This window comes from Cryobacterium sp. CAN_C2 (assembly GCF_015751745.1).
Lineage (GTDB): Bacteria > Actinomycetota > Actinomycetes > Actinomycetales > Microbacteriaceae > Cryobacterium.
In genome coordinates, this window is sequence record NZ_JADOUX010000004.1 from 222,514 (window position 1) to 246,220 (window position 23,707).

A 23,707-nucleotide genomic window follows, 5' to 3' on the forward strand; every position below is an offset into this window, starting at 1 on the left:
TTCGTCCTATAGGTAACAATCCGATCCGGCTTCACTAAATTGCCACCCACGAAGGAGCTATTCCCATGGAAGTCCTCAACACCAATGCTAACAACGGCACCGCAGCTTCGAGCAAGTCCCCGCGCAGCCGCGCCCCAATGGGTACCGCGCTGGCCGGTGAACCGCTCAGTGGCACGAGCACCGGCAAAACCGTCATCAATGACGGCGTCGTGGCCAAGGTCGCCGGCCTCGCCGCCCGTGAGGTGTCCGGTGTGCACGCGCTCGGTGGCGGAGCGGCTCGTGCCCTCGGTGCCATTCGTGAGGCCATGAACAGCACCGATGTGAGCCAGGGCGTCTCCGTCGAAGTCGGCGAGACGCAGGTGGCCGTGGACGTGACCATCGTCGCTGACTACCCGGTGCAGCTGCAGCAGGTCGCCGGTGACATCCGCTCAAATGTCATTCGCGCCATCGAAGACCTCGTCGGTCTGGAGGTCACCGAGGTGAACGTGACGATCGTGGACATTCACCTGCCGAGCGATGATGCCGCCGTTACTGAACCGAACAAAGCCGCGCTCCGGTGACCACCGCAACCCGCACTGGAATGCTGGTCGGCGCGATCCTGGCGCTGACCTGGGTAATTCTGGGCTTCTGGGCGTTTCTGTTCGTGGGCTCGGCCATGCTGGTCGGCGCCCTCGTCGGCCGTGTGGTTGACGGCCGCCTTGACCTGAGCTCACTGATCGGAGTGTTTCAGGGGAAGCGCTCCTCGTCGTGAGTGTGGCGACAGATTCCAGAGACGGATGGTTTCTTGATGGCACAGCACAAGTACCGGAGCCAGTCACTCCGGCTGCCGAGGCCCCGGCAGTCCCGCCGCGCACGAATCACGGTCGCACGCGCATTGTGCCGCACGCGCTGCGCCAGATCGTCTCGATTGTCACCGCGGAGTCGCTCGGCGTGAACCCCCACCAGGTCGCCGTCGAGCTCGGCGACGACCATGGCATACTCGCGTTCACGATCCGAAGTTCAATTCGAGTCGTTTCCCTGCGCTGCGTCACTCGTGAACCGGCCGTCATCGCGCGTACCGGCGGCACCATCCTGGCTCGCGCCCAATCGTCCCAGGCTGAAATCCGGCGCCGCGTCGGCGAATTGACCGGTGCCAATATTGGCCGGATCACCGTGCGCCTGACCGCGGTGGATGTCACCCCGGAACGGCGCGTGCGATGAGCACGGAGATCAATGCTTCGTCGTCGAGATCGTTCACGGCGACCTACGGGCGCATCAGTCGCCGAGAACTGCATTCGCCCCGGTCGGCCGCGGCCATCGCGGTGGCCGTCGTGGTCATCCTGCTGTGCATCTGGCTGGGCGCCGAGATCGTGCTGCGCCTCATCGACCAGCCGGCCCTGCTCGATGCGCCCGCCAGTCTTGCAGATGGCGCCGCATCCGCTCCGACCGCACCCACCGCGATGCTCGCCGGTGGTGCCGTCAGCTGCGCCCTGATCGGCCTCGTGCTCGTGGTCGTCGCCGTGTCGCCCGGGCGCCGGGCCCGGCATCTGATCGACTCCGAGCGCACGGTGACCGTTGTCGATGACGAGGTGATCGCATCCGCTCTCGCCGGCCGTGCCGCTCGTTTTGGCGGTGTCGACCCGGACAGCACCCGGGTCAGCATCTCGCGCCGCCTCGCCACGGTGCACCTGGTACCGACGTCGGGGCAGCCAGTGCACCGCGACACGGTGCTTGGCGCAGTGCGCGACCAGCTCGAGGGGTTGCACCTGCGACCGACTCTGCACACCCGCGTGATCGTAGCCGTTAGCGGAAAGGTCGGGGCGTGAACAACACCAACCGCGCGCTCAACCGCAGCGTTGTTTTCGTGGCTGGCCTGCTCCTGCTCGCCGCAGCTGCTCTACTCGGTGTGCTCGCCACTCAAACCGCAGTGCAGCAGGCCTGGAGCTCGGTCACCGACAGTACCCGGGCGACCGTCACGAGCTGGCTTCAGGCCACACCACTGGCTGGAACCATGCACAGCTGGCTCTGGATCGTTGCCCTTGCCTTCTTGGTCGCGGTCGTGGTCCTGCTGCTCACCTTCATTCTGCGCCAGGGCCGCGGCCATGTCGGCCGCCTCATCAGCGAGCAGACCATGGACTCGGGCACTACCCAGATCGATTCGGCCGTTGCCGAGCAGGCGTTGCGACAGGCGCTCAGCGAGCATCCGGAGTTTCTGTCGACCCGCATCTCGACGTATCGGGTCATGCGTGCGGCCGTGCTCAAGGTCTCGGTGACCTGCCGTCGCGGAACCTCCCCGACCGACGTCGTGCGCATCGTCGAGGAGGCCCTCAACGCCCTTGACGCACTACTCGGCCTGCGCATCCCCGCCCTGGTGCAGATCAGCGGAGGCTTTCGGGTGCGCAGCAGCCGAACCACACGCATCCGCTAGATCACAGCGGATGCCGCTCCCACTACCCACGTTCGGCGCGCCCGCGCCGAACAGCCCCTGAAAACACAACACGAAAGAGAGAACACCATGAGTGCAGCCGACAAGATCAAGAACGCCGCGCAGGACCTCAAGGGCAAGGCCACCGAGGCCGTCGGTAAGGCCACCAACGACGACTCCAAGGTCGCCGAAGGCCGCGCCGACCAGACCGCGGCGAGAGCCAAGAAGGTCGGCGAAGACGTCAAGGACGTCTTCAAGGACTAAACCCACCCCGGTGCGCGGCCGGCGCTGAGGTCTGCCGCGCACCACTACTCCCCTCGGCCCTATGGCCGATGATCACGCCATGAAAGAAAGCACAATGTCCAACCTGTATACAACCTCGTCGGCCTCCGGCGCCGACAATTCTGAGTTCGATGCGCATGCCTCCTCCCCTGCGAGGACCGCCGCGACCCACACGGCCAGATTTGTCAGAATGCAGTAGATTTCCACCGCCGGGGATCGCGATGGCCCTACCGTTTCGCGACGCCGGTCTCATTTCATTCGAGCAGGAGACTCCCATGGTTGACAAAGGTCAGAGTCAGAAACTCTCCGACGCCCCGGAGCCGGACGATGCACACACGCCCGACTCACCCACCGATGTCGGCAGAACCTCGTGGAAGTACGTGGTCAAACGCACGTTCGGCGAATTCGGCACCGACCAGTGCACCGATATTGCGGCGTCACTCACCTACTACGCCGTGCTGTCGCTGTTTCCCGCGCTCATCGCCCTGGTCTCACTGCTCGGGGTATTCGGGCAGGGGCGGCAGTCCGCCGACACCCTGCTGACCATCCTCGCCTCGGTCGCCCCGGGCGATGCGCTCGACGTCATTCGCGGGCCGATCGAACAGTTCAGCACCTCAGCGTCGGCGGGATTTGCTCTGGTGGCGGGTATCGCGGTGGCGATCTGGTCGGCATCCGGTTATGTCGGCGCGTTCAGCCGGGCCATGAACCGCATCTACGAGATCGACGAGGGCCGATCGTTTCTCAAGCTCAAGCCTACGCAGCTTCTTGTGACGGTCATCGGCATCGCTCTGCTCCTGGTGGTCGTGCTCATTCTGGCGATTTCCGGCCCGATAACGGATGCCGTCGGTGCCGCCCTCGGCCTCGGTCAGACCGTGCAGGTGGCCTGGTCCATTGCCAAGTGGCCGGTGCTCGCTGCCGCTGTCGTGCTCTTGATTGCGGTGCTCTACTACTTCACACCCAACGTTCGGCAGCCGAAGTTTCGCTGGTTGAGCCTCGGAGCGTTGGTCGCCCTCGTCGCGATCGTGGTCGCATCCCTCGGTTTCGGCTTCTACGTCACGACCTTTTCGAACTACGCCAAGACCTATGGATCGTTGGCCGGCATCGTGATCTTTCTCCTCTGGCTCTGGCTGACCAACCTCGCTCTGCTGTTCGGTGCGGAGTTCGACGCGGAACTCGAGCGTGGCCGCCAGCTGCGGGCCGGCATTGCCGCCGAGAAGACCATCCAGCTGCCACCGCGCGGTACCAAGAAGAGCCAGAAGGCCGCCCTGAAAGAGATGCAAACCGTCGCCGACGGCCGTCGAATCCGCAAAACACACGCCAGCGAGCGTTCCGGTCCCAAAACCTGACCAGCCGACATCAATCCGGGTTCTCCATCCCCTCCCCCTGTTTCCGGGCCCCTGTTTCCGGGCCCGGAACGTGGTGAGGTTCGTGACACGCGATCGTGCTGCTTGGATGGATACGTCGCGTCCAGCCGAGATCGCGAGGCTGAACCGAAAAGGGGCGACAGGTGCGACTGCTCTATGCACTGCTTCTGAGCGGACTAATCCTGGCTGTGGGGATCTCGGTCGTGCTCCCCGACGCGACGCTCGTGGCCGGTGGGCTCACCATCGCGGCGGCCGCAGTCGGGCTGGTTCTGGTTAACCGCACCCAGCGCATGATTGCGGCCGTGCTCATTGCGGTGGGTGTCGTATCCGTTCTGCTGGGTGTTCAGCTGGGCGGCCAGATCAACGGCCGCGACCTGCTCTCAGTCAATCAGGACCTCATCGGCATGCTCACCGCGGTGTCGTTTCTGCGATTGGTCACCCCAATCTCGCCCACCAACCGCAGCCGCCTGCATGGCCGGCTCGCCGTGCTGCGCACCGCGCTCGCCACGCACGCGCTGGGCGCCATCATCAACATCGGCGCGGTCGGCATCGTCGGCGACCAGTTGCGCGGCCGTTCCGCGCTGCGGCTCGCCGATGCCGCACTGTTGTCACGGTCGTTTTCGGCCGCGGCATTCTGGTCGCCGTTCTGGGCGGCCGCTGCGGCGGCCACCACGCTCGTTCCTGGAGCCAATTCTCTCGTGCTTATTCTCCTCGGGCTAGGCCTCGCCCTCGTCGCGATCGGCCTGAGCGTCTGGGATATCTTTCACCTATGGGGCCGCGAACTGCCCGCCTATACGGGGTATTCGCTGAGTTGGGCGCTCATTCGCGTTCCTTTGGCCCTCGTGGCCCTGGTCGTCGTCGCGCACCAGCGTGCCCCCACCGTTCCGGTCCCGCGCATCGTGCTGGTGGCCGGCCTCGGCGTCACCCTGATCGGCCTGCTGATTCTGAATGGTCGCAAGGCGCCGGGCGCGCTCGCCAGGCACGCTCGCCACGATCTGCCGCAGATGCGCGGCGAGGTCACGCTCTTCGCCTCGGCCGGGGTGCTCGCGGTTGGTCTGCGGATGCTGTTTCCCCTGTTCGATCTTCAGCTACCGGTGGCAGATTTCACCGTTCCCGTCGCCTGGGCCATGATGCTCGCCATGATCCTGTTCGCGCTCATCGGGGTGCACCCGGTGGTGTCGGTCGCAATCGTGGCCACGATCGTGCATCCACTCTCTCCCGATCCGACCTTGTTCGTGCTCGCCGCGTGCATCGGCTGGGGTGTCTCGACCGCGGTCGGTCCGATCACCGGTCTGACCATGCTGCTGAGTGCGCGCTACGGCATCGATAGCGTGAAACTCACCCGTCGCAATCTGGTCTATCTGGCTGTCGTGCTCGTCACCTCGTGGCCGGCACTGCTGCTCTGCGCCGCCCTGGTCTGATTCGGGCGTGCACACAGACGAGCACCCTCGCTCGCGAGGCGAACGAGGGTGCTCGTCTGTCAGGCTAGACGGCGACTTCGACCGGCTCGTCGCTGACGACATAGTTCTGAATTTCGATGAGCAGCAGGTCGCCGGCCTCCTGGTCGGTCAGGCCCTGGGCAAGGGCGAGCTCGGAGACCAAAATCTGGCGCGCCTTTTCGAGCATGCGCTTTTCGCCAGCCGACACACCCTTGTCCTGGTCGCGGCGCCACAGGTCGCGCACGACCTCGCTGACCCGGTAAACGCTGCCGCTGGCCATTTTCTCCTGGTTGGCCTTGTAGCGGCGTGACCAGTTGCCCGGTTCTTCGGTGAAGGCGTTCTGCAGAATTTCGTACACGGCACTGACACCCGCGGCGTCAATGACGTCGCGCACGCCGACAAGTTCGACGTTGTCGACCGGCAGCTGAATGGTCAGTGCGCTCGTATGCACGTTGAGGGTCATGAACTGCTTCTCGACGCCCTTGATGGTGCGGGTCGCGAGGGCCGTAATGGTGACCGCGCCGTGGTGGGGGTAGACCAGGGTTTCGCCGATTTCAATCTTCATAAGAATGCGCCTTCAGTTTTGTGTGGGTGATGCAACGCGAACAGGCGTTGCGTACAGGGTCGGGGGTGCTAGCAACCAACCGGGCAGCAGGGCCACGAGCTGGTCGACGAGCTCATCGTCGGACACGTCGAGGTGACCTCGCATCCACGCGCCGATCAGGGTCAGCGCGCCGCCGGCGACGTAGGTTGTGACGAGTTCGGCGTTCGCCGCGTCGTCGAAGACGAGCACCGATGCGAGCATGCGGGTCGCGTAGGCCTCGATGATCTGGTCGTGCGCACTGCGGGTCAACGGCAGCTCAAGCACGCTCGTGTACAGGGGAAAATTCTCGACCATGTGGGCCACGAGACGGGCATAACCGAGCCGGGAGGCGTTTTGGCCGCTTTGTGCCCGCGGCAACTCAAGGCCGGCCGCGCCAACGTCGGCGAACTGCGCCTGCAGCAGCTCAGCAGCGAGCACGTCGAGGCTCGCAAAGTGCGCGTAGAAGGAACTGCGGCTGATGCCGGCCAGGCGCACGATGTCGGCAACCGAAACGGATGCCGTCGGCTGAGCAATCAGGCTACGAATCGCCGTGAAGATGAGCTGCCTGGTGCGCTCCGCCCGAGGGTCGTGGGTGAACTTCGACCCGGGCTGCACCTCAGCCTGACCTTCTGGCTGCAGTTCCCCCGCCTGGAGGCGGGGGGCAGTCAAAGAAGTCATTCCTTTATACTAACACTTTTCGGACACATGTCCGAGACGGGGCCAACTTCACGGCTAACTCACGCAATGAAAAGTTCGCCATGAGCGCTTGAGCGCCCGCGATACTCGTCGAGCAACTGTGCGCAGCGGATGAAGCCGAGGTGCGAGTAGGCCTGCGGGTGGTTACCCAGGTGGGTTTCGGTGGCCGGATCGAATTCCTCGGAGAGCAGCCCGGTCGGGCCGGCCAAGGCGATCAGCTGGTTGAACAGGGCCTCGGCCTCGTCGAAGCGCCCGGTGAGCACGTAGGCCTCGATCAGCCAGGTGGTGCAGATGTGGAATCCGCCCTCCAGGCCGGGCAGGCCGTCATCGTAGCGGTAGCGGAACACCGTCGGGCCCACGCGCAGTTCGCGCTCCACCGCGCTGACGGTCAGCTGAAAGCGCTCGTCCGTCACGTCGAGCAGTCCCGACAGACCGATGTGCAGCACGGCGGCGTCCAGATCGGGGCTGTCGTAGGCCACGGTGTACGACTGGGCTTGCTCACTCCAGCCCTCCCGCAGCACTTCGTCACGAATCGTGGCGGCGAGCTGCTCCCAGCCGTCGCCGATCTCGCGCCCGTGCCGACCAGCGGTACGGATAGCCCGGTCCACGGTCACCCAGCACATCGTCTTCGTGTAGGTGTGGTGCCGCGGCGAGCGCCTTGCCTCCCAAATGCCGTGGTCGGGTTCTTGCCAGCGAATCGTCACGGCGTCGACCATCTCGGTCAGCAGGTGCCATTGAAAGTCCGAGAGCGTTCCCTGGCGGGCACTGAGCGTGTCGATCAATTCGGCGACAGGGCCAAACACGTCAATCTGCACCTGATTGTCGGCGGCGTTTCCAATGCGTACCGGGCGCGAGCCGGCATAGCCGGGCAGCGACTCGAGGCTCGCCTCGGTTGACAGCGACGAGCCGGTGACCGAATAGAGCGGATGCAGCCACTGCGCGCCGGGGCTGTCCGCCACGACCCCGGCCAACCAGCGTAAAAACGACTCGGCCTCGCCGGTCGAGCCGAGGTCGACGAGCGCCTTGACCGTCATCGAGCCGTCGCGCAGCCAGCAGTAGCGGTAGTCCCAGTTGCGGGTGCCGCCGATTCCCTCGGGCAACGACGTCGTTGCGGCGGCGAGCACCGCTCCCGTCGGTTCGTAGCAGAGTGCGCGCAGCACGAGGGCCGAACGGCTAACGAGCGACGGCTTGACGCTCGGCAACGACAGGGTGTTCACCCAGGAACGGGAGTCGTTCATAACCGCACCGCGCCTCGTGGCCTCGCCGACGGCATCCGCTAGATACGGCTCGGTGTCGCCGCAACGCAGGTTGAGCATGATGGCGCCGTGCGAGAGGTCGACGACGGCGGTGGCCGTTTCGTTACGGCCGTCGCTGGTAACGGTGAACTCGACGCCCGCCGCCGTGAGCACGATCGGGTCGGGGGTGCCCGTGATGGTCACGACACCATCGGCAGCGTGCATGTTGAAGTAGGCGACGGCGTAGTCGGGCCTCGGTGCGAAGACGATGCGGGCGAGCCCGGTGCCGGTGAGCTTGCGCACGAGGTTGGTGATGCCGAGCGGCGACGGCTCGATGTAGTCGGTGACGGTGACGTCAGCCCAGCGGGTTTCGACGATCATGGTGTTGTCGACGTAGCGCTGGCCGAGTACGCGGCTCTTCTTCACCGGCTCGATCGAGAAGTGTCCGGCCTCTTCGCTGCCCAGAATGCTCGCGAACAACGAGCCAGAATCGGGCAGCGGATGCGTCATCCAGCAGATGCGCGCTTCCGGCGTGACGAGGGCAGTCGAGGTGCCGTCGCCAAGCATGGAGTGGCGTTCGATGGCCACGACGTGTTGGCCGAACAGCCAGTCCTTGCGCAGTTCGAAGAGCAGGGCGAGTAGCTGGGCGAGCTTTTCGGGGCCGCTGATGCGGTGGGCGGCAACGGAATCGCCGCCGCCGCCGATGCGAATGCCGAGGTCGGGGCCGTGCAGGGTATTCATGGCCATTTCGTCACTCGCGGCATCGCCGGCGAACAGGGCTGCGCTCACGCCGAGGCGGTTGCGCAGGCGGTCGAGGGCCACACCGGAGTCTTGAGACTCATGGAAGGGCTCGGGGGCATCGAAGAATTCCGAGTCGAACTCGCCACCGTTCGACCCGACGAGGTGCACTTCGCGGGGCAGTCGGGAATCTGCGGCGAGGTCGCGCAGCGGGCGGCCCGACATGACGGCCGTATGCGTGTTGGGCAGGGCTGCGAGGGCGCGCAGGGCGGTCGCCGACTCCGCTAGAAGCACCGACGGCACGTCGGAGGCGACGTGGTGCGACAGGGTGCCGCCATAGTTGCAGGCCACGAGCAAGGACGGCGTGCGGGCGAGCTGTTGCAGATCCTGCAGTATCTCGCTTGACAGCCCCGTCGATGTGCGTGGAAGGTTCTTCGAAAGATTCAGTTGTTGGGGCATTATTTCCTTGCAGGGGGGGCGTGGACCGTCAATCCAGTTGCTAGACCTAGGAGACGTTACCATTGGCCGCAGGCCGCCCGGCCGGTGACCTGCCTTCTGGCGGGCTGTTGTCAGACTCGCGTGACCGCGCTCGATTCGGCACCGTCAACGACTCCGGCCGAAACCGGGCACGTCAGTAATGCCCCCGAAACAGTATCGATGTGCTTCACTGGCGGCATCACGAAGCTCGGTGCCGTCATGTTCGTAGTCGATTCAACGTGTGGATGACGCCCGCCGGTTCCGCCGTCTTCGCCATACCGCCGGGGTGCGCTGAACGCAGCTACTTTGCGGCACCCTGCTCTCACCGCGGTTAGGAACTAATGGGCCCTGGTTCGCGGCGAGGCGGTGACTGAGTCGAGTTAGCCGACTTCACCCATTGGGAGGTTGCCCTTGCGGGTATCCAGCTTACCGAAGTGCGTCTCGAGCAGGCTCTTCATCTTGTGCAGGGCACCGGTCAGGGCTTCTTCCACGGCGTTGGCGTTCTCGGTCACGACGACCGGCGTTCCGCCGGCGGGGCGGGCCTCGAGCGTGCACTTGATGTCGTCGGCGCTGCTGCGGCCGGCGCTGCCGTCGGAAAGGTGAACCTCAACCCGGGTCAAGCGGTCGCCGTAGCGCGAGAGGGACTCCTCGACAATCGCTTCGAGCGCTCCAGCGACCCGCTCGGTGCCGTTGACGTTGCTGTCGGTATTCACGATGACCTGCATAATCACTCCTTCAATTGCTGATCATTCAGGCTACCGCTCCCCGATCCGAACTCCGTGCGAGCGGCGTTCCTGAGACACAGCATCCGCTCAGCAGTCCCTGCGCCGACCCCGTTCCCTATCCGCATCCGGCTCCGGTGTTCGTGCCGACGACATCATTGGAGACCCATGGCGACACCGAAGAACTCATCCATTTCGCGGAACGACAATGCTCGACGATGCGGCATCCGTTCTCGACAATGTGTGCGCGCTGGCGCCCTCGGTGCCGGCCGGAAAGGTGCGTAACCAGCTCGCCCGCTTTCTCCTGCGCGGGGCGACGGTGGAGCGTGCCGTCGGCACGCTCTGTGGCGGCGAACGGTTTCGAGTGGCGCTCGCGACGCTGCTGCTCGCCGATCCGCCGCCGCAATTACTCGTACTCGACGAACCGACCAACAACGCCGATCGGCGGAGTGTCGATCAGCTCCTCGAGGCGCTGCTTTGCTATTGGGGGCGATCAGAGTGGCCAGCCACGACGACGACTTTCTGGCCCGGCTGCGCCTCACGACAACGCTGACCCTCGATCCCGCGGGAGCGCTGGCCGACAGCAAGAACCAGCCCGGGTGATTCGCCGCGTGACCCCGTAGCCTGTTTTCCTGCAGATCAGGTCCGACACGGGTGACCGGGTCGCAGCATCTGCTCGCGTGCGGCCTGCGCTCCGATCGCGTCAACGGTATTTTGATGCGCGTGCTATTCCTGTTTCTCCTCGGCGTGCTCCTGGCCGGCCTCATCATCGCGCGCTCCGATCTGGGCCGGCCAAAAACCCAGGTTGCCCTCGTCGGTGTCGGCGCGTCTGTGGCGGTGGCGGTATTCTCTGGGCAAGGGGCCCCTGGAACGCCTGCTCGCCGTGCTGACCCCGGCGCCGCGAAAAGGTCAGCGCCGATTCAGCTGATGCCGCCCATGCGCTCAAGCGCCGCGCGCATGATCTGGGCCTCCGGCGTCGGCGCCACGTGGTGGTTCGTGTAAATGCCGACGAGCCACTGCAGCACTTCGTCTTCGCTCATGGCGACGGCGTTCCAGTCCACCCCGGGCTCCGCAGCAGTGCGTGGCTCGCCCGTTTCCGGGTCGAGCCAAGCGCGGGCGATCGGTACGTTGGGGTCGTCGTTGATCACGTTCCAGAGCAGGGCGATCGGGTGGTCGTCGCCGTCGATGTGCTCGTGGTCTACCCGCCCGGAGCCCAGCCACGGCAACGTCAGTAGCTCACCAATGATGCCGACCTCGATCAGTTCGAGCTGGGTCGGTTCGGTCTCGGGGACGTAGAGCGTGAAACCCTGCTCGAACCACTCGGCGGCCTCGAAGATCGAGTCGAGCAACTCGTTCTGAGCATCAACCTCCTGCACGAGAAGGAGCGCCCATTCAAGCAGAATCTCGGTCTGGTCCTTCGGCCACGGGCTCTCGAACGGGTCGGCCGTGCCGTGGTAGTGAAAGCTGGGACCGGCGTCGTCGAGCAGCACGTGCAGTTGGCCGCTGTCGTAGTCGATCGACAGGTTGAGCGCCCCGCCCTCGTCGTCACGGTCGGCGAACAGGTCGGGGTGGGCCAGTTCCGGGGGCAGGGTGATGGCCGCGGCGAGCCGGGTGCCGAGATCAAGAACAACACGAAACTGGATGGTCGGCAGGCGCAGGGTTTCATCCTGCTCGAAGTGCTGGTCTGACATTCTTCGAGTTTATCGATCCTACGACGGCGCCGAGCTGCACCCCGGCGGCACCGCTTCGTTCAACCGACGTGCATATTTGGGTGCTGCTGCCGTCGACGCGGGAGTGGCTGATGGAGAATAACGGTGATGCCGTGCCGCCGGAGATCGTCGCCGACATCGCGCGGGTCCACGGGCCCACGGGCCCACGGGCCCACGGCAACCGATAGCGAGAGCGAACATTCCGGGGTCTACCTATTGTCCGACGAGGAGGCCGACTGGATCGAAACGGTCGCCAACAAGGAAGAGCCCAGGTAGTCGCTGCCAGGTAGTCGCTGCCAGGATCACGTCCCACCGTAAACTGAGCGCATGCGCACTGCCGGAGTGGATCTCGCTGCCGAACCCAAAGGCACCGCCCTCGCGGTCATCGACTGGAGCGAAACGCAAGCCTCCCTGTGTCAGCTTCAGCTCGGCGTCGCAGACGGGGTCATCGCCGAGAACGCTGGCACCGTGGAGAAACTCGGCATTGATTGCGCCTTCGGCTGGCCCGACGAATTCGTGCAGTTCATGGTGGCTCATGCCAGCGGCGACCAAAGCCTGCCCGGAGTCGACGGCGGAATGGCCTGGCGTCGCACCCTTGCCTACCGCGAGACTGACCGTGAAGTGCGAAAAAGAACCGGCCGCTGGCCGCTCAGCGTCTCCACTGATCGACTCGGACTCACCGCTATGCGGTGCGCCGGGCTACTGTCCAGGATCGCCGAGGCCGGCGTCATGGTCGACAGGTCAGGGTCTGGATTGGTCGCAGAAATCTACCCGGGCGCATCACTTCGACTATGGGGTTTCTCGACGACCGGGTACCGAACAGATCCTGCGGTTCGTTTGCAGCTCCTGCGGCACATTCTCCAAGCCGCACCGTGGCTCGATCTCGGTTCGTTCGCGCCGCAGATGATCACCTCAGCGGATGCCTTCGACGCTGTGATCGCAGCACTGGCAGCACGAAGTGCCGCACTGGGGCTTTACGAACCGCCCCCATCATCCATGCTCGATCGTGCCCGGCGAGAGGGCTGGATCGTGCTCCCCTCTGGCCCCTTGGCCGCTCTCCTCCGATAATTGATCGCCGTCGATATGATGCTCTCGTATCGGGTCCGCGGCGTCGTGTCTGCGTCGATGTACCACCGTGTGGTGGGTTTACCTGCGCTTGGCTGGCATCCCCAGGGTCATTGTGACCGCGCAGGATCGAGCGGGCGCAGCGTCCAGCCTGTTTTCGAATGAGGAATTCGGCGGCGTTGGCGCGCCCCGTCACTCATCGATTCAGTATGGTTTCGATAGGATTTGCGTTTCTGCCCGTTCGAATATGGGCATTCAGGATTCGCCACCGGCCGTGCGGTACCCTACGAGAGGTGCCATGGGTGATCTGTTCTTGGGCTGAATGCAGAGGGAGGTGACATGACGCTGGATCGTGCGCTGCGACGAATGGTTTCATCCGTCTCTCTGTCGCCTTTTGTATCGTTGCTTGCGCTAACGGCTCTGCTTTTTACGATTTTCGCCATGCACTCCGAGGCCACCGGGCATGCCATGCACACCCCGGTTCCCGTTTCATCGGCGATCACTGGCCAACCGGATGCGATTGTGGGTACGGCAGCTGTCGTGGCTGCCCCCGTCGTCGCAGCGATTTCTTCCGGCCGCTTAGGTGGAATGCTCGATTGCGCGCTGCTCGCGCTGACGTGCGCTTTGCTGCTCACCCTCGTTTCCATGGTTTTCCTGACCCGGCTGCCCGCCATGTATCGCCGCCTGCTCGATGCCGGTGGCGTCATTCCGAACTCATGGCGAACCAGCGCCCTACCGATACACCGACCCAGCCTCAGTCTTCTCTCCATCAGTCGCGTTTAGACCGTGATGCAGTTCCGTGGCCAGTACGTGGCTTCGGTTCTTTGCCGTGACCTCGGCCGCAGGTTTTCTGATACTTGACGACGAATGGATGAACGATGCTCAAACCGCGAACCTTTTTCTACGCTGCTGTGACCCTGGCGGCAGCTCTCACTCTCAGCTCGTGCGCTGGTGGGAGTCCCCCCACCGCAGCGACGAACTCCTCCAGCTCCAGCTCCACCACCACCGAAACCTCAGCCGCATTCAACGCCGCCGACGTGACGTTTGCACAGCTGATGATTCCCCACCACGAGCAAGCCGTCCAAATGAGCGATGACCTCCTCGCCAAAGACGGTCTCGACCAGGGCGTGACCGACCTTGCGACCGAGATCAAGACCGCCCAGGAACCGGAGATCACCCAGTTGAAGGACTGGTTGTCGGCGTGGGGCAAAAAAGAGGACAGCATGTCCGGCATGTCGGGCATGGGCGGTGGCTCCGACGGAATGATGTCCGACGCCGACATGATGGCGCTCCAGGAAGCCTCGGGAACAGAGGCCAGTACGCTCTTTCTGAAACAGATGACTGCGCACCATGAAGGCGCGGTCGCGATGGCGCAGCTCGAACTTGATAACGGTGAGAATGCGGATGCGAAAGCGATGGCTGCCAGCATCGTGTCGTCTCAGACGGCTGAAATCGCCGTCATGGCTCAGCTTCTCGCCTCGCTCTAGAGCGGCACGTTCGGGGCGGGTTCTTTCAGTGAAGACCCGCCCTTGACGACCATTTTCCATTTTCTGAATCACCTGCAAGGACATATTTATGCATTGCCCTCAAATTCCTCGACTGACGTGTGCTCCTGGAGCCGTGCGCTGTGGATAACACCGGTCACGTCGCCACCGCACCGCAAGTATCGGGCGCACTGCCACCAATGTCTCGTCGTGACATGCGCGCGATGGAGTCCAGGCTGCGCGCGGCACGCTCCGCCCCGGCTAAATCTGCCACACCGCTGGCAGGGGCGGTTCCCCGACCCGTTTCACTTCGCCAGCGTGCTGCGGCCGGTAGCGCTATGGCGATGATCGCCCTGTTCGCGATCAGCACGTCTCTGCCCGCGCTTGCTGTGGCCTCAAAACCCCCGCAAGCCGCAGCAACGGTCGCCGCCGAGGTGGACGATTCACAAAGCGTCATTGCCGCCGGTACAACATCCGTTCCTTTTCAACGCGATGGGTTCTCGATCACGGAAGCACCGCAACCTGCGTCCTATACCGAAACCGCCAGCAATGGGAAGTGGGCCAGCCTGAGCCCGGGCCAACTCAGCGATCAAGGCTGGGCGCTACCCGTCCTGGGCCGCATATCGAGCCCGTTCGGTTCTCGCCCGAACAAGCCGGTTGACGGTGTGGGTGACTTCCACAACGGCACCGACATAGCCGCTCCGTGTGGCCAGCCCGTCTTTGCCGCGACCGGCGGTACGGTTGTCGACTCGGGCTATCAGGGCTCCTATGGCAACTGGGTTCTCATCGACCACGGCAACGGCGTCGAGACCGGATATGCCCACAACAGTCAGCTTCTCGTCGACGCCGGGCAGGTGGTCGTGGCCGGTGAAATCATTGCCGTGGTGGGCACGACGGGTGCGTCGAGTGGCTGCCACGTGCATTTTGAAACCCGAGTCGATGGTGAACGTATTGACGCGGAACCATTCATGAACGCCCGGGGCGTCTCTCTTGGCTAAGCACAGAGGTGGCACACGAGTCGCTATCGCGGCCACAACGATTCCGACCCTACTCGGGGTCGCGGCGCCGGCCGCGGCAATGGAATACCCGAGCTGGTCTGATGTAGAAAGCACCCGATCGTCTGAGGCCGGCACACAAGCGCAGGTCACGGACTTGACCGCGCTGATCGCCGGTCTCACGGCCGAAGTGGATGCCGCGCGTGCGGAAGCGCCTCACCGCGCGACCACGAGCGAGACCGCGCAAAGCGCGTTCGACGGCGCGACCTTGCGGGCGACCAACTTGCAGGACCAGGCAGATGCGGCCGCTGCCGCGGTCTCGGGGGAGCAGGCCGTTCCACTGGCAGCCAGTCTCGCACGCTCGGGGAACAGCGATTTGCCACTGTCCCTGTTCTCGGAAGGGCCCAGCGCCAGTGACCTCCTGAATCAGCTCGGCTCCTACGGTAATTGGGTCCTGATCGACCACGGTGACGGTACCCAAACCGGCTACGCGCACAATAGCTCACTGCTGGTCAGCCGCGGGCAACAGGTGTCCACGGGGGCCACCGTCGCTCTTGTGGGAACGACCGGCGCCTCCTCGGGCGGTCACGTGCATTCTGAAATGCGGGTCGATGGTGCCCGCGTCAATCCGCAGCCGTTCATGAGCGACCGAGGAGTCACCCTTGGTTAGATGTCGCGGGTCCCGGCGCCGAATTCTTGCAGTGTCTGTTTCGCTCACCGGTACTATTGCGCTCATGGGGTGTGCCGCCAACGGCCCGGACTCTGCCGCGGTGTCGCCAGGCACCGCTTCGGTCGCGAACGCCTTCCAGCACGTGCACGGCCTCGGCGCCGATCCCTTGACGGGGGATACCTATGCCGCCACCCACCAGGGGGTGTGGCTCATCCCGACCGGTGTTCTGCCGGAGACCTATCTGGCCGGGGCGCCACGATCCGACACGACCCAGCCGATGCAGATAGTCGGCCGGGCACAGGACACGATGGGGTTTACCGTGGCCGCGCCCGGCCAGCTGTTGGCGTCGGGCCACCCCGATCCTGCCGAACACAGCGACCTGGCCCTTCCCAACCTGGGACTTATTTCCAGCACCGACGGTGCGTCATCCTGGACGGCACTCTCGCTAGCGGGCAAGGCCGATTTTCACGATCTGGATGCCGTCCCCCTCGAAGACGGCACCCTGCGCATCTATGGGTACGAGGCGTCCGCCGGGACCATCTCCGTAAGTGACGACTCCGGCCTCACCTGGTCGTCAGGAGCGGTCCTCGCACTCCGCGACCTGAGCGCGGATCCCGCGCACGCCGATCGACTCTATGCAACGACGGCCTCAGGCGTCGTGGTGAGCTCCGATGCGGGCCAAACGTTTGGCCCGCTGGCTGGCGCGCCGACGCTGCTCCTCGTGGATTCCGTCGACGCAGACGCCGGCGGAGGATTGGTCGGACTGGACCCCACCGGCGGAGTCTGGCGGCAGGACGCCGACACGTGGACACAAACCGGAACGACCGGTCGCACCCCCGAAGCGTTCACCGTCGTCGGCGGCACCTCACCCTGGATCCTTGTCGCGGACGCCACCGGTATCTCTGCCACCAACGATGGCGGCGACACCTGGACCGCACTGGTATCACTGGCCGGCTGACCCATGCACCACCGAACGACATGTGCCATCCGACCGACGTCCGAATCATCGATTGAAGGACACATGAGAAATTCATGACGTACGCGCCGCACACCGGAGCCAGATACCCCTAGAGGTATACTGGAGCATTGAGGAATTACGGAGGGAATCGCATCATGATGTGGGGCAATGGAACTATGGGGTGGTCCTGGGGGTTTGGACTGGTGGCTTTGGTCGGCATCGCCATTCTCGTTTATGTCGTCATTCGACTACTCTCCAAAAACGGCGGCAGCGACCCCTCGTCAACATCCACCTCGACTCAGCCTGATCTCACCAGTGCGCGAAAAATTCTCGACGAGCGCTTCGCTCGCGGCGAGGTCACAGCAGAGCAGTACCGCGAACGGATACGGGTGCTCGGCGACGGCCGATGATGGTCGACATCAGCCGCCGAAACGCTCTCATACTCGGCGGGGTGGGAATTGGTGGCGTGGCCATCGGCGGAACGGGTTTCATCATGAGCCAAGGCTCAGGATCGCCAATGGCACCTGAACCTTCGGCCGGTAACGCCCTCGTTCTGCCGCCCGAATTACAGAGTTCCAACGGCGTTCTCACTGTTGCCCTGGAGTGTTCGTCTCAGCAGGTATCCATTGCCGGCCGCGACGTGCGTGCGCTGAGCTACAACGGTGGCGTCCCCGGCCCCACACTGCGCGTGCGTGCGGGCGACACCCTCAACGTCAGCTTGCATAATGGCCTGACTGAGCCAAGCAACCTGCACGTGCACGGTCTGCACGTCTCGCCTGAGGACAATAGCGACAACATGTTTGTCACGATCGAAGCGGGCGACTCCTATGACTACCGGTATGAGCTGCCAGCCGCTCACCCGCCCGGCGTGTACTGGTACCACCCGCACCACCATGGGTTCGTCGCCGATCAGGTATTCGGTGGCCTTTATGGCGCCATTATTGTGGATGACGCCGAGGAGATCCCCGCCACACGGGAGCGCGTGCTCGTCATCTCCGATATCACCTTCACTGCTTCCGGCGCCATTCCAGCGGCCGCTCAGATGGAAAAAATGTCGGGCCGCGAGGGCGAGCTCGTGCTCGTGAATGGACAGCTCACCCCCGAACTGGGCGCTCGTCCGGGCGAGCGGGAACGCTGGCGCGTCATCAATGCGTGCACCTCCCGCTACCTGCGGCTTCAACTCGATGGGCAGCAACTCACCCTCCTCGGAATCGACTCTGGACGCTTTGAATCCGCGCGCGACGTTGACGAAGTCGTCTTAGCGCCGGGCAATCGTGCCGACCTACTCGTGACCGCTCGTGCCGGCACATCCACCCTTCGTGCTCTCCCCTATGACCGCGGTGCATCCGGCGGCATGATGGGGGGCGGCTCTTCCACTTCCGCTGAAGTCTCGCTGGCCACGTTCGCAGTCGATGGCGCCAGTACCGAGGAATTCCCCGACGTACCAGACCAGCTCGTGCCAAACGACCTGCGTTCGGCTACCGTCACCGCTCAACGCGAGTTTGTTTTCGCTATGGGAATGGGTGGCGGCATGAACGGCGGCATGATGTCAGCCACGATAAACGACCGAACATTCGACGCCTCCCGTGTCGACGCGACCGTACAATTCGAAAGCGTCGAAGAGTGGATGCTCACGAACACCAGCACACTCGACCATCCCCTGCACCTGCACGTCTGGCCGATGCAGATTATTGAACAAGGTGGTCGGACAGTGGAGTCAGTGATCTGGCAGGACGTCGTGAACATACCGGCGCGCAGTACCGTGCGAGTTCGAGTCGCGTTCGACGACTTCCGCGGACGAACCGTCTACCACTGCCATATCCTCGATCACGAGGACGCCGGCATGATGGGCATCATCCAGGCGGTATGAACGCACCAGGTAATTTGCTGCGGATTGCGGCAACTTCGAGCCGGAGATCTCCAAGCACACGTTCACCCTCGGCGAGCTCGAGGAGGAGAACAGAGTTCGGAGAGGCTGCAGCGCTGGTGCCGGGATTTGAACAAGCGCGACGTTTTGCACTTGCCCGAGGCGAAGTCCGCCGAGCAGCGCTTGCACGGTTGGGTGGAGATTTTGCACGGATAATCCGAACAGGTGTATCCGGTCAGGCGCGAAACCACTCCCGTAATCGACACGCCGCCGGTCCCCGGCCGTTCGGCCGAGTAAGGCACTCAGTCAGCCGAACGCCGACACGCCTTCGCCCGATCACAACACACTCCAGTCCCGACGAGCGGTGGAGGGGCCTCGGTGACGCGATCGGGCCGCCCCCCGCTTGTTGGAGGGCAGGCCGCTGCGGCAAGCCTCACTGCGGGGCTCGATGTGCTCGGTGTGCTCGGTGTGCTCGGTGTGCTCGCAGCCCTCGTCGGTGCACCGGCGGTCGTCTGCATGGCCCAGCTACGAGATCCCCCGATTCGCTGCAGGTCCACACCAATCCATGGCAGATTGAACGGTATCAAATTAGGGCGCTGACGGGCGGACCGGATGACTGGACACGGATCGGACCTCGGGGCACCCGACGAGGGCCGGGCTCTAGCCGCGGCGGGCGCGACGCAGTCCTCCGGCGCCGGCCTCGACCTGGACGAAGTGCGGAATCGGGTGCTGGCCGGTCTGGATAATCCGGCTCCTGGCAAGTCAAGCCGAACGCTGGGACAAATACTTCGCGGCAACCTCTTCACACTTTTCAATGCGGTTGTCGGCGGATGCTTTCTGATATTGCTTGCACTCGGGCAGTGGCAGGACGCCTTGTTCGGATTCGCCGTCATCGCCAACGTCCTGATTGGTGTCATGCAGGAATACCGTGCCAAACGCGCCCTCGACAAGCTCACGCTCGTGTATTCCCCCACGGCACGAGTCCTGAGGGCCTGCTCCGTCATCGACATCACCGTGGCGGACGTTGTGATGGATGACATCCTCGTACTTCGCGCAGGGGACCAGATACCGGCCGATGCCACCATTGTGGAGGCCCGCAGACTCGAAATCGACGAGTCGCTGCTGACGGGTGAAGTCGAGGCTGTTGACAAACTGCCCGGAGACGAGGTGCTGTCCGGTTCGGGCGTTGTCGCCGGTAGCGGCACGGCTCGAGTGATTCGGGTCGGCGCGAACTCTTTCGCGCACCAGGTGACGTCGGAAGCACGACGTTTCTCCCTGGTGAATTCGGAGCTGCGCAACGCGCTCAACCGCATCGTGCGGTGGATCTCTTGGGCGCTGCTTCCCCTGATGGCGTTGGTCCTCAATGGCCAGATGAAGGCACTGGGCGGATGGACCGTGGCCATCGAATCCGGATCCTGGCAACGGGGCGTGGTCAGCGCCGTGGCCAGTACGGTCAGCATGATTCCCCAGGGCCTGGTGCTCATCACCAGTGTTGCCTTCGCACTCGCGGCGGTGAAGCTGGCCCACAACCAGGTTCTCATTCAGGAACTTCCGGCAGTCGAGGGTCTCGCCCGAGTCGACGTGATCTGCCTGGATAAGACCGGGACCCTCACCGAGGGCGACATTGCATTCGATGCGGCGCACGAAACGACGGCCGACGATGGCCCGGAGTGGCGAGAGGTGCTGGGCTGGTTCGGTGCGGACGCGGGCGCCAATGCCACAGCCCGATCCCTACGCACGCATTTTGCGTCTTCCGGCCAACTCCGACCTCTCTCAACTGTGCCGTTCTCGTCGGCGAGAAAATGGAGCGCCGTCACCTTTGACACGGGCTCAGCCTCGGGGTCCTGGGTTCTCGGAGCCCCGGAAATGGGGTCTGAGTAGTAATGGAACGAAAACGTCCGCTAAGGGCTTGGTCGTTCAGTCTTGGCTGTTCGGATCGCGCAGCGGGCGGAGTTGATTGGGCGGTAGCTCGGGCATGCTGAATTGGTATCGGCCGAGGAAGTTGATGTGTTCGTGGCCGAGGGGCGAGAGGCATTTCACGTCGTCGTCGGCTACCTGTAGCCCTTCCCGGCGCAGTTCGCTCAGGGCGGCGTCGATATAGCGGGTGTTCCACAGCACGATTGCGTTGACGACGAGTCCGAGGGCACCGAGTTGATCTTCTTGACCCTCACGGTAGCGTTGGCGAAGTTGCCCGCGGTGGCCGTGGAAGATGTCTCGGGCGAGCGCATGGCGGCCCTCGGTGCGGTTGAGCTGGGTCAGGATTCTTCGCCGGTAGCTGTCGTCATCGAGGTAGGTGAGGAGGTAGAGGGTTTTCGATATCCGGCCAAGTTCTGCCACCGCACGGCCCAGCGGGGTTGGCCGGCCTCCTCCTTGCAAGACGCGAAGAAGCTCTGAGGCTTTCACTGTGCCTGTGGCAAGGCTCCCGGCGACCCGAAGCAGATCATCCCAGTGAGCGATGATCAGGTCGGTGTTGATCTGATTTCGGGCCAGGCCATTCAAGGGACCGTAGTTCGCGGTTCGGTCGGTGCGCCAGAAGCGGGCCGCACCGATGTCTGCAAGGCGGGGGCTGAATTGGTATCCGAGGAGCCGGAAGAGGCCGAAGACTTGGTCGGAATAGCCGGCAGTGTCGGTCATCAACTCGGTGGGTTGGAGTGTTGTTTGCTGCTCGAGGAGACCGTCGAGGATGTAGAGACTGTCGCGGAGCGTGCCGGGGACGACAATTGCGTGGAAGCCGGCAAATTGGTCGGAAAGGAAGTTGAGGTAGGTGACCCCTCTGCCGGGGCCGAAATATCGAGGGTTGGGCCCGGCGTTGAGGGTTCGGACGGGGACGACAAACCGGAGCCCGTCGGCCGAGGCAACGTCCCCACCACCCCAAGCCCTAGCCAGCGGTACCCGGCTTTGCGCGTCCACGAACCGGGCGTTGGCTGCGGTGATCGTGTCGCTTCGGATGTAGTTCTGATCGGCCCAGGACAATCGGGCGCGGGTCAGTGCCGGAACGCTGGGCCGGGTGACGGGCTCGAGACCGATGTTGCAGGCCTCAGCGAGCAGAACGGCGCAGATACTCACATCAAGATCATCGGCACGTGCGGCGCCTTCAGAAACGTGGGTGAATTCGGTGAGGAAACCGGTCCAGCCGGCGACTTCGAGGAGCAGTTCGGGCAGATCTATGCGAGGCAGACGTTCTTGGATGAGGGTGCGAAGTGTTGTCAGGCTGGGTGGTTCGTCGAGCTTGTCGAGTGCGGTCAAAATGGGGCGGTCTCTCCCCTCGACGATCTCGATTCGCACTGCGGCGTTATCGGCGAGGCGTCCGGCAACTACCCGGTAGGCGGTGTCGAGATCGGTGCTGAGACCCTGCAGTTCCGCGCGTGGGTCAAGGTCATGTCCGAAACTTTGAGCGACGCCGGCACGGGCGGCTTCCCATGCTGGTCCGGTCAGAAGCTTCGCCCGTGGGTCTCCCCATCGTTCGCTGTGCAGGGCATAAACGTCGCGGCGGCGGAGCGCTTCTCGAAGTCGTTCGAGCACCAAAAAGGTGTATGCGCGACGGTCAAGGAGACCATCCGCGTCCTGGATGCGGTTCTGCCACGCCCCGGTGGCAAGTTCCAGAGGAACCTCATCGGCACGGACAGTGTGTCGTCCCTCGAGCGTGCGAAGAGCACCGAACCCGGCCAGAGCATCCCGTCCGCCCGGTGCCGCGTGAAGGTCCAGCGTGGCCAGCAAGGAAGGCAAAAAGCGGCGGACCGAGCTGTACCGGCTCAGAAGGTCGTCGAGGTGCACGTCGACGGCGGGGCGTTCGATGTCCTCCACCGCAGCAACGGCGGCAGCGAGTTGCTCCCGTGAAACGGTGCGGGTGATGGCCTCCCAGAGGGCTTTGATCCCGCCGTCGGGTGGATCGAGGAGCACCCGGACGGCGTTTCGAAGGGCGATGGTGGCGGCGTCGCGCCCGGGCTGATGATGTAGACGATCTTTCTGCCCGGCCCGATCCGCTCTCGCAAGCAGGCCGCTCAAGAGCTGATCTAGTAGGTCCAACGCGTCATCGGTCGCGACAACTTCCAGGTGACGAGCGGCGGCGAGCAGCGTCGCGATTCGTCGTTGCTCACTCATCCGGGAGACCGTCTGAGCCTTCGCGGCCGTGGCATACCTGGTCAAAGCACCAATCCGGGCCGGGGATACCGCAGACAGATCCAGCGAGCCGACATCCAATGCACGAATTTCAACGAGCCGGGTCAACGCGTTCAGCAGGCCGGATGCCGTGATGCTCGTCGGTCCCCGCCGAAGCCGATCCAGCACCGACGTGTTCTCGCCGTCGGGCACGACCAGCAGTGCTTCCAAACGCTCACGTTGGCCAGCATCGGGGAGGTCCGCAAGCGTTTCCCACAGCTGGGCGTTGCCCCGTTCCCGGATCGAGGAGATCAGCCGCATGAGCGTGCTCGGCCCCGGCAGCAAGACTTTCGCCTCGAGGAGGCGGGCGGTTGCAAGGTCGAAAAGTGCAGATGGTCGCTCGCCTGACAGTGCCATCCGCGCGACCAGCCATGCGCGAAGTTCCGCTTGCACCTCATGGTCGGAGAAGTCCCGATACCCGTAGGCGAGCTGGATCTCACCAGCATGCTCCCGGTTCGTCGCCTCGCGGCGGGCATAAAGAGCTAGAACGCCGCGATCTGTGATGCCCAATTGTTGAGCCAGATAGTCGGCGACAACCTCGGGGACACCGGTGGGGTCTGGAAGAAAAGTGCCCAAGAATCGGACGGTTCCCAGCTGGACGGCATATCCCAGACGGTTGTGCTCGCCTCGACGAATATTGACTTGTTCTAAATCTGCCCCGTCGAGATGGAAGAACCGATCCAATTGTGCCTGGTTCGGTTCAACGACATAACGGCCATAGCGGCGTTGCTGATCTAACGTCAGAAATTCGACAGGCATCCACGCTCCCGACTACTTCGCACAGGGCGTCGACAAACGATCATTCACCGACACCACGACCCTACCGACGACACGCCGTCAAATCTACGTCGATAACTGGCG

Annotated in this window: 26 protein-coding genes; 19 read left to right on the forward strand and 7 right to left on the reverse strand. The window is 64.0% G+C overall.

The annotated features are described in order from the left end of the window. Positions 1-137 precede the first annotated feature (137 nt). The 8 genes from IWX77_RS05555 to IWX77_RS05590 all read left to right on the forward strand — a co-directional run bounded on the left by IWX77_RS05555 (position 138) and on the right by IWX77_RS05590 (position 5,471). Positions 138-560 carry an Asp23/Gls24 family envelope stress response protein gene (locus tag IWX77_RS05555; RefSeq protein ID WP_196843555.1) on the forward strand — a complete coding sequence of 141 codons (423 nt, stop codon included), beginning with the start codon at positions 138-140 and terminating at the stop codon, positions 558-560. Then, positions 557-751: a DUF2273 domain-containing protein gene (locus IWX77_RS05560; protein WP_297412730.1), complete on the forward strand. Its 195-nt coding sequence runs from the start codon at positions 557-559 to the stop codon at positions 749-751. The genes IWX77_RS05555 and IWX77_RS05560 overlap by 4 nt, the downstream gene beginning before the upstream one ends. Before the next feature lie 125 nt (positions 752-876). After that, positions 877-1,200 carry a hypothetical protein gene (locus tag IWX77_RS05565; RefSeq protein ID WP_196843511.1) on the forward strand — a complete coding sequence of 108 codons (324 nt, stop codon included), beginning with the start codon at positions 877-879 and terminating at the stop codon, positions 1,198-1,200. Further along, entirely contained in the window at positions 1,197-1,805 is a 609-nt protein-coding gene (locus IWX77_RS05570; RefSeq protein ID WP_196843512.1) for a DUF6286 domain-containing protein, read from the forward strand. Before IWX77_RS05565 ends, IWX77_RS05570 begins: the two co-directional genes overlap by 4 nt. Then, on the forward strand, positions 1,802-2,407 hold the full coding sequence (locus IWX77_RS05575) for a hypothetical protein (RefSeq protein WP_196843513.1): 606 nt from the start codon (positions 1,802-1,804) through the stop codon (positions 2,405-2,407). The genes IWX77_RS05570 and IWX77_RS05575 overlap by 4 nt, the downstream gene beginning before the upstream one ends. 87 nt (positions 2,408-2,494) lie before the next feature. Beyond that, entirely contained in the window at positions 2,495-2,668 is a 174-nt protein-coding gene (locus IWX77_RS05580) for a CsbD family protein (RefSeq protein ID WP_196843514.1), read from the forward strand. Between the two features lie 293 nt (positions 2,669-2,961). Next, positions 2,962-4,032, forward strand: coding sequence for a YihY/virulence factor BrkB family protein (locus IWX77_RS05585; RefSeq protein ID WP_196843515.1), 1,071 nt, complete (start codon positions 2,962-2,964; stop codon positions 4,030-4,032). A gap of 161 nt (positions 4,033-4,193) precedes the next feature. Continuing rightward, entirely contained in the window at positions 4,194-5,471 is a 1,278-nt protein-coding gene (locus tag IWX77_RS05590; protein WP_196843516.1) for a hypothetical protein, read from the forward strand. 64 nt (positions 5,472-5,535) lie between these two features. Here IWX77_RS05590 and IWX77_RS05595 read toward each other — a convergent pair whose 3' ends face one another. From IWX77_RS05595 to IWX77_RS05610, 4 genes are all read right to left on the reverse strand, one after another. Next, positions 5,536-6,054: a CarD family transcriptional regulator gene (locus IWX77_RS05595; RefSeq protein ID WP_092107039.1), complete on the reverse strand. Its 519-nt coding sequence runs from the start codon at positions 6,052-6,054 to the stop codon at positions 5,536-5,538. A gap of 12 nt (positions 6,055-6,066) precedes the next feature. Then, positions 6,067-6,750, reverse strand: coding sequence for a TetR/AcrR family transcriptional regulator (locus IWX77_RS05600; RefSeq protein ID WP_196843517.1), 684 nt, complete (start codon positions 6,748-6,750; stop codon positions 6,067-6,069). Positions 6,751-6,809: 59 nt separating this feature from the next. Continuing rightward, on the reverse strand, positions 6,810-9,200 hold the full coding sequence (locus IWX77_RS05605; protein WP_297412727.1) for a trehalase-like domain-containing protein: 2,391 nt from the start codon (positions 9,198-9,200) through the stop codon (positions 6,810-6,812). A gap of 398 nt (positions 9,201-9,598) precedes the next feature. Beyond that, a complete protein-coding gene (locus IWX77_RS05610) occupies positions 9,599-9,943 on the reverse strand; it encodes an HPF/RaiA family ribosome-associated protein (RefSeq protein WP_196843519.1) in 345 nt (114 codons plus the stop codon). A 205-nt stretch (positions 9,944-10,148) separates the two neighbouring features. Between IWX77_RS05610 and IWX77_RS05615 the strand changes: the two genes are divergently transcribed. Then, the gene (locus IWX77_RS05615) at positions 10,149-10,493 is read left to right on the forward strand and encodes an ATP-binding cassette domain-containing protein (protein WP_442784422.1); all 345 of its coding nucleotides are present in this window, start codon (positions 10,149-10,151) and stop codon (positions 10,491-10,493) included. Positions 10,494-10,666: 173 nt separating this feature from the next. Here IWX77_RS05615 and IWX77_RS16970 read toward each other — a convergent pair whose 3' ends face one another. Beyond that, on the reverse strand, positions 10,667-10,798 hold the full coding sequence (locus tag IWX77_RS16970; protein ID WP_297412726.1) for a hypothetical protein: 132 nt from the start codon (positions 10,796-10,798) through the stop codon (positions 10,667-10,669). A gap of 62 nt (positions 10,799-10,860) precedes the next feature. Beyond that, complete coding sequence (locus IWX77_RS05620; protein ID WP_196843520.1) at positions 10,861-11,631, reverse strand: hypothetical protein; 771 nt, start codon at positions 11,629-11,631, stop codon at positions 10,861-10,863. 345 nt (positions 11,632-11,976) lie between these two features. Between IWX77_RS05620 and IWX77_RS05625 the strand changes: the two genes are divergently transcribed. From IWX77_RS05625 to IWX77_RS05665, 10 genes are all read left to right on the forward strand, one after another. Then, entirely contained in the window at positions 11,977-12,717 is a 741-nt protein-coding gene (locus tag IWX77_RS05625) for a DUF429 domain-containing protein (RefSeq protein WP_196843521.1), read from the forward strand. 438 nt (positions 12,718-13,155) lie between these two features. Further along, positions 13,156-13,497 (forward strand): hypothetical protein, encoded by a 342-nt coding sequence (locus tag IWX77_RS05630; protein ID WP_327012073.1) that lies wholly within the window; start codon positions 13,156-13,158, stop codon positions 13,495-13,497. A gap of 254 nt (positions 13,498-13,751) precedes the next feature. Beyond that, positions 13,752-14,201: a DUF305 domain-containing protein gene (locus IWX77_RS05635; protein ID WP_334353650.1), complete on the forward strand. Its 450-nt coding sequence runs from the start codon at positions 13,752-13,754 to the stop codon at positions 14,199-14,201. Positions 14,202-14,398: 197 nt separating this feature from the next. Then, a complete protein-coding gene (locus IWX77_RS05640) occupies positions 14,399-15,196 on the forward strand; it encodes a M23 family metallopeptidase (RefSeq protein ID WP_297412724.1) in 798 nt (265 codons plus the stop codon). Continuing rightward, positions 15,189-15,863, forward strand: coding sequence for a M23 family metallopeptidase (locus IWX77_RS05645; RefSeq protein WP_196843525.1), 675 nt, complete (start codon positions 15,189-15,191; stop codon positions 15,861-15,863). Before IWX77_RS05640 ends, IWX77_RS05645 begins: the two co-directional genes overlap by 8 nt. 31 nt (positions 15,864-15,894) lie before the next feature. Beyond that, positions 15,895-16,821 (forward strand): WD40/YVTN/BNR-like repeat-containing protein, encoded by a 927-nt coding sequence (locus IWX77_RS05650; protein ID WP_196843526.1) that lies wholly within the window; start codon positions 15,895-15,897, stop codon positions 16,819-16,821. A 155-nt stretch (positions 16,822-16,976) separates the two neighbouring features. Beyond that, positions 16,977-17,231, forward strand: coding sequence for an SHOCT domain-containing protein (locus IWX77_RS05655; RefSeq protein WP_196843527.1), 255 nt, complete (start codon positions 16,977-16,979; stop codon positions 17,229-17,231). Between the two features lie 107 nt (positions 17,232-17,338). Then, a complete protein-coding gene (locus IWX77_RS05660) occupies positions 17,339-18,691 on the forward strand; it encodes a multicopper oxidase family protein (protein WP_327012074.1) in 1,353 nt (450 codons plus the stop codon). Positions 18,692-18,715: 24 nt separating this feature from the next. Continuing rightward, complete coding sequence (locus IWX77_RS17415; protein WP_366145577.1) at positions 18,716-18,904, forward strand: Chromate resistance protein ChrB; 189 nt, start codon at positions 18,716-18,718, stop codon at positions 18,902-18,904. A 396-nt stretch (positions 18,905-19,300) separates the two neighbouring features. After that, positions 19,301-20,569, forward strand: a complete 1,269-nt coding sequence (locus IWX77_RS05665) for an HAD-IC family P-type ATPase (protein ID WP_196843528.1) — start codon at positions 19,301-19,303, stop codon at positions 20,567-20,569. Positions 20,570-20,605: 36 nt separating this feature from the next. On the opposite strand, the gene IWX77_RS05670 is transcribed toward IWX77_RS05665, so the two are convergent. Continuing rightward, positions 20,606-23,605 (reverse strand): Tn3 family transposase, encoded by a 3,000-nt coding sequence (locus IWX77_RS05670; protein ID WP_196843529.1) that lies wholly within the window; start codon positions 23,603-23,605, stop codon positions 20,606-20,608. Positions 23,606-23,707 lie beyond the last annotated feature (102 nt).

Coding starts and splice junctions, on each gene's coding strand:
- IWX77_RS05605 (WP_297412727.1), bottom strand. CDS start 9,200: ATGCCCCAACAACTGAATCTTTCGAAGAACCTTCCACGCACATCGACG.
- IWX77_RS05595 (WP_092107039.1), bottom strand. CDS start 6,054: ATGAAGATTGAAATCGGCGAAACCCTGGTCTACCCCCACCACGGCGCG.
- IWX77_RS05585 (WP_196843515.1), top strand. CDS start 2,962: ATGGTTGACAAAGGTCAGAGTCAGAAACTCTCCGACGCCCCGGAGCCG.
- IWX77_RS05660 (WP_327012074.1), top strand. CDS start 17,339: ATGGCACCTGAACCTTCGGCCGGTAACGCCCTCGTTCTGCCGCCCGAA.
- IWX77_RS05615 (WP_442784422.1), top strand. CDS start 10,149: ATGCTCGACGATGCGGCATCCGTTCTCGACAATGTGTGCGCGCTGGCG.
- IWX77_RS05580 (WP_196843514.1), top strand. CDS start 2,495: ATGAGTGCAGCCGACAAGATCAAGAACGCCGCGCAGGACCTCAAGGGC.
- IWX77_RS05600 (WP_196843517.1), bottom strand. CDS start 6,750: ATGACTTCTTTGACTGCCCCCCGCCTCCAGGCGGGGGAACTGCAGCCA.
- IWX77_RS05570 (WP_196843512.1), top strand. CDS start 1,197: ATGAGCACGGAGATCAATGCTTCGTCGTCGAGATCGTTCACGGCGACC.
- IWX77_RS05555 (WP_196843555.1), top strand. CDS start 138: ATGGGTACCGCGCTGGCCGGTGAACCGCTCAGTGGCACGAGCACCGGC.
- IWX77_RS05625 (WP_196843521.1), top strand. CDS start 11,977: ATGCGCACTGCCGGAGTGGATCTCGCTGCCGAACCCAAAGGCACCGCC.
- IWX77_RS05610 (WP_196843519.1), bottom strand. CDS start 9,943: ATGCAGGTCATCGTGAATACCGACAGCAACGTCAACGGCACCGAGCGG.
- IWX77_RS05640 (WP_297412724.1), top strand. CDS start 14,399: ATGTCTCGTCGTGACATGCGCGCGATGGAGTCCAGGCTGCGCGCGGCA.
- IWX77_RS05630 (WP_327012073.1), top strand. CDS start 13,156: ATGCACTCCGAGGCCACCGGGCATGCCATGCACACCCCGGTTCCCGTT.
- IWX77_RS05655 (WP_196843527.1), top strand. CDS start 16,977: ATGATGTGGGGCAATGGAACTATGGGGTGGTCCTGGGGGTTTGGACTG.
- IWX77_RS05665 (WP_196843528.1), top strand. CDS start 19,301: ATGACTGGACACGGATCGGACCTCGGGGCACCCGACGAGGGCCGGGCT.
- IWX77_RS05670 (WP_196843529.1), bottom strand. CDS start 23,605: ATGCCTGTCGAATTTCTGACGTTAGATCAGCAACGCCGCTATGGCCGT.
- IWX77_RS05620 (WP_196843520.1), bottom strand. CDS start 11,631: ATGTCAGACCAGCACTTCGAGCAGGATGAAACCCTGCGCCTGCCGACC.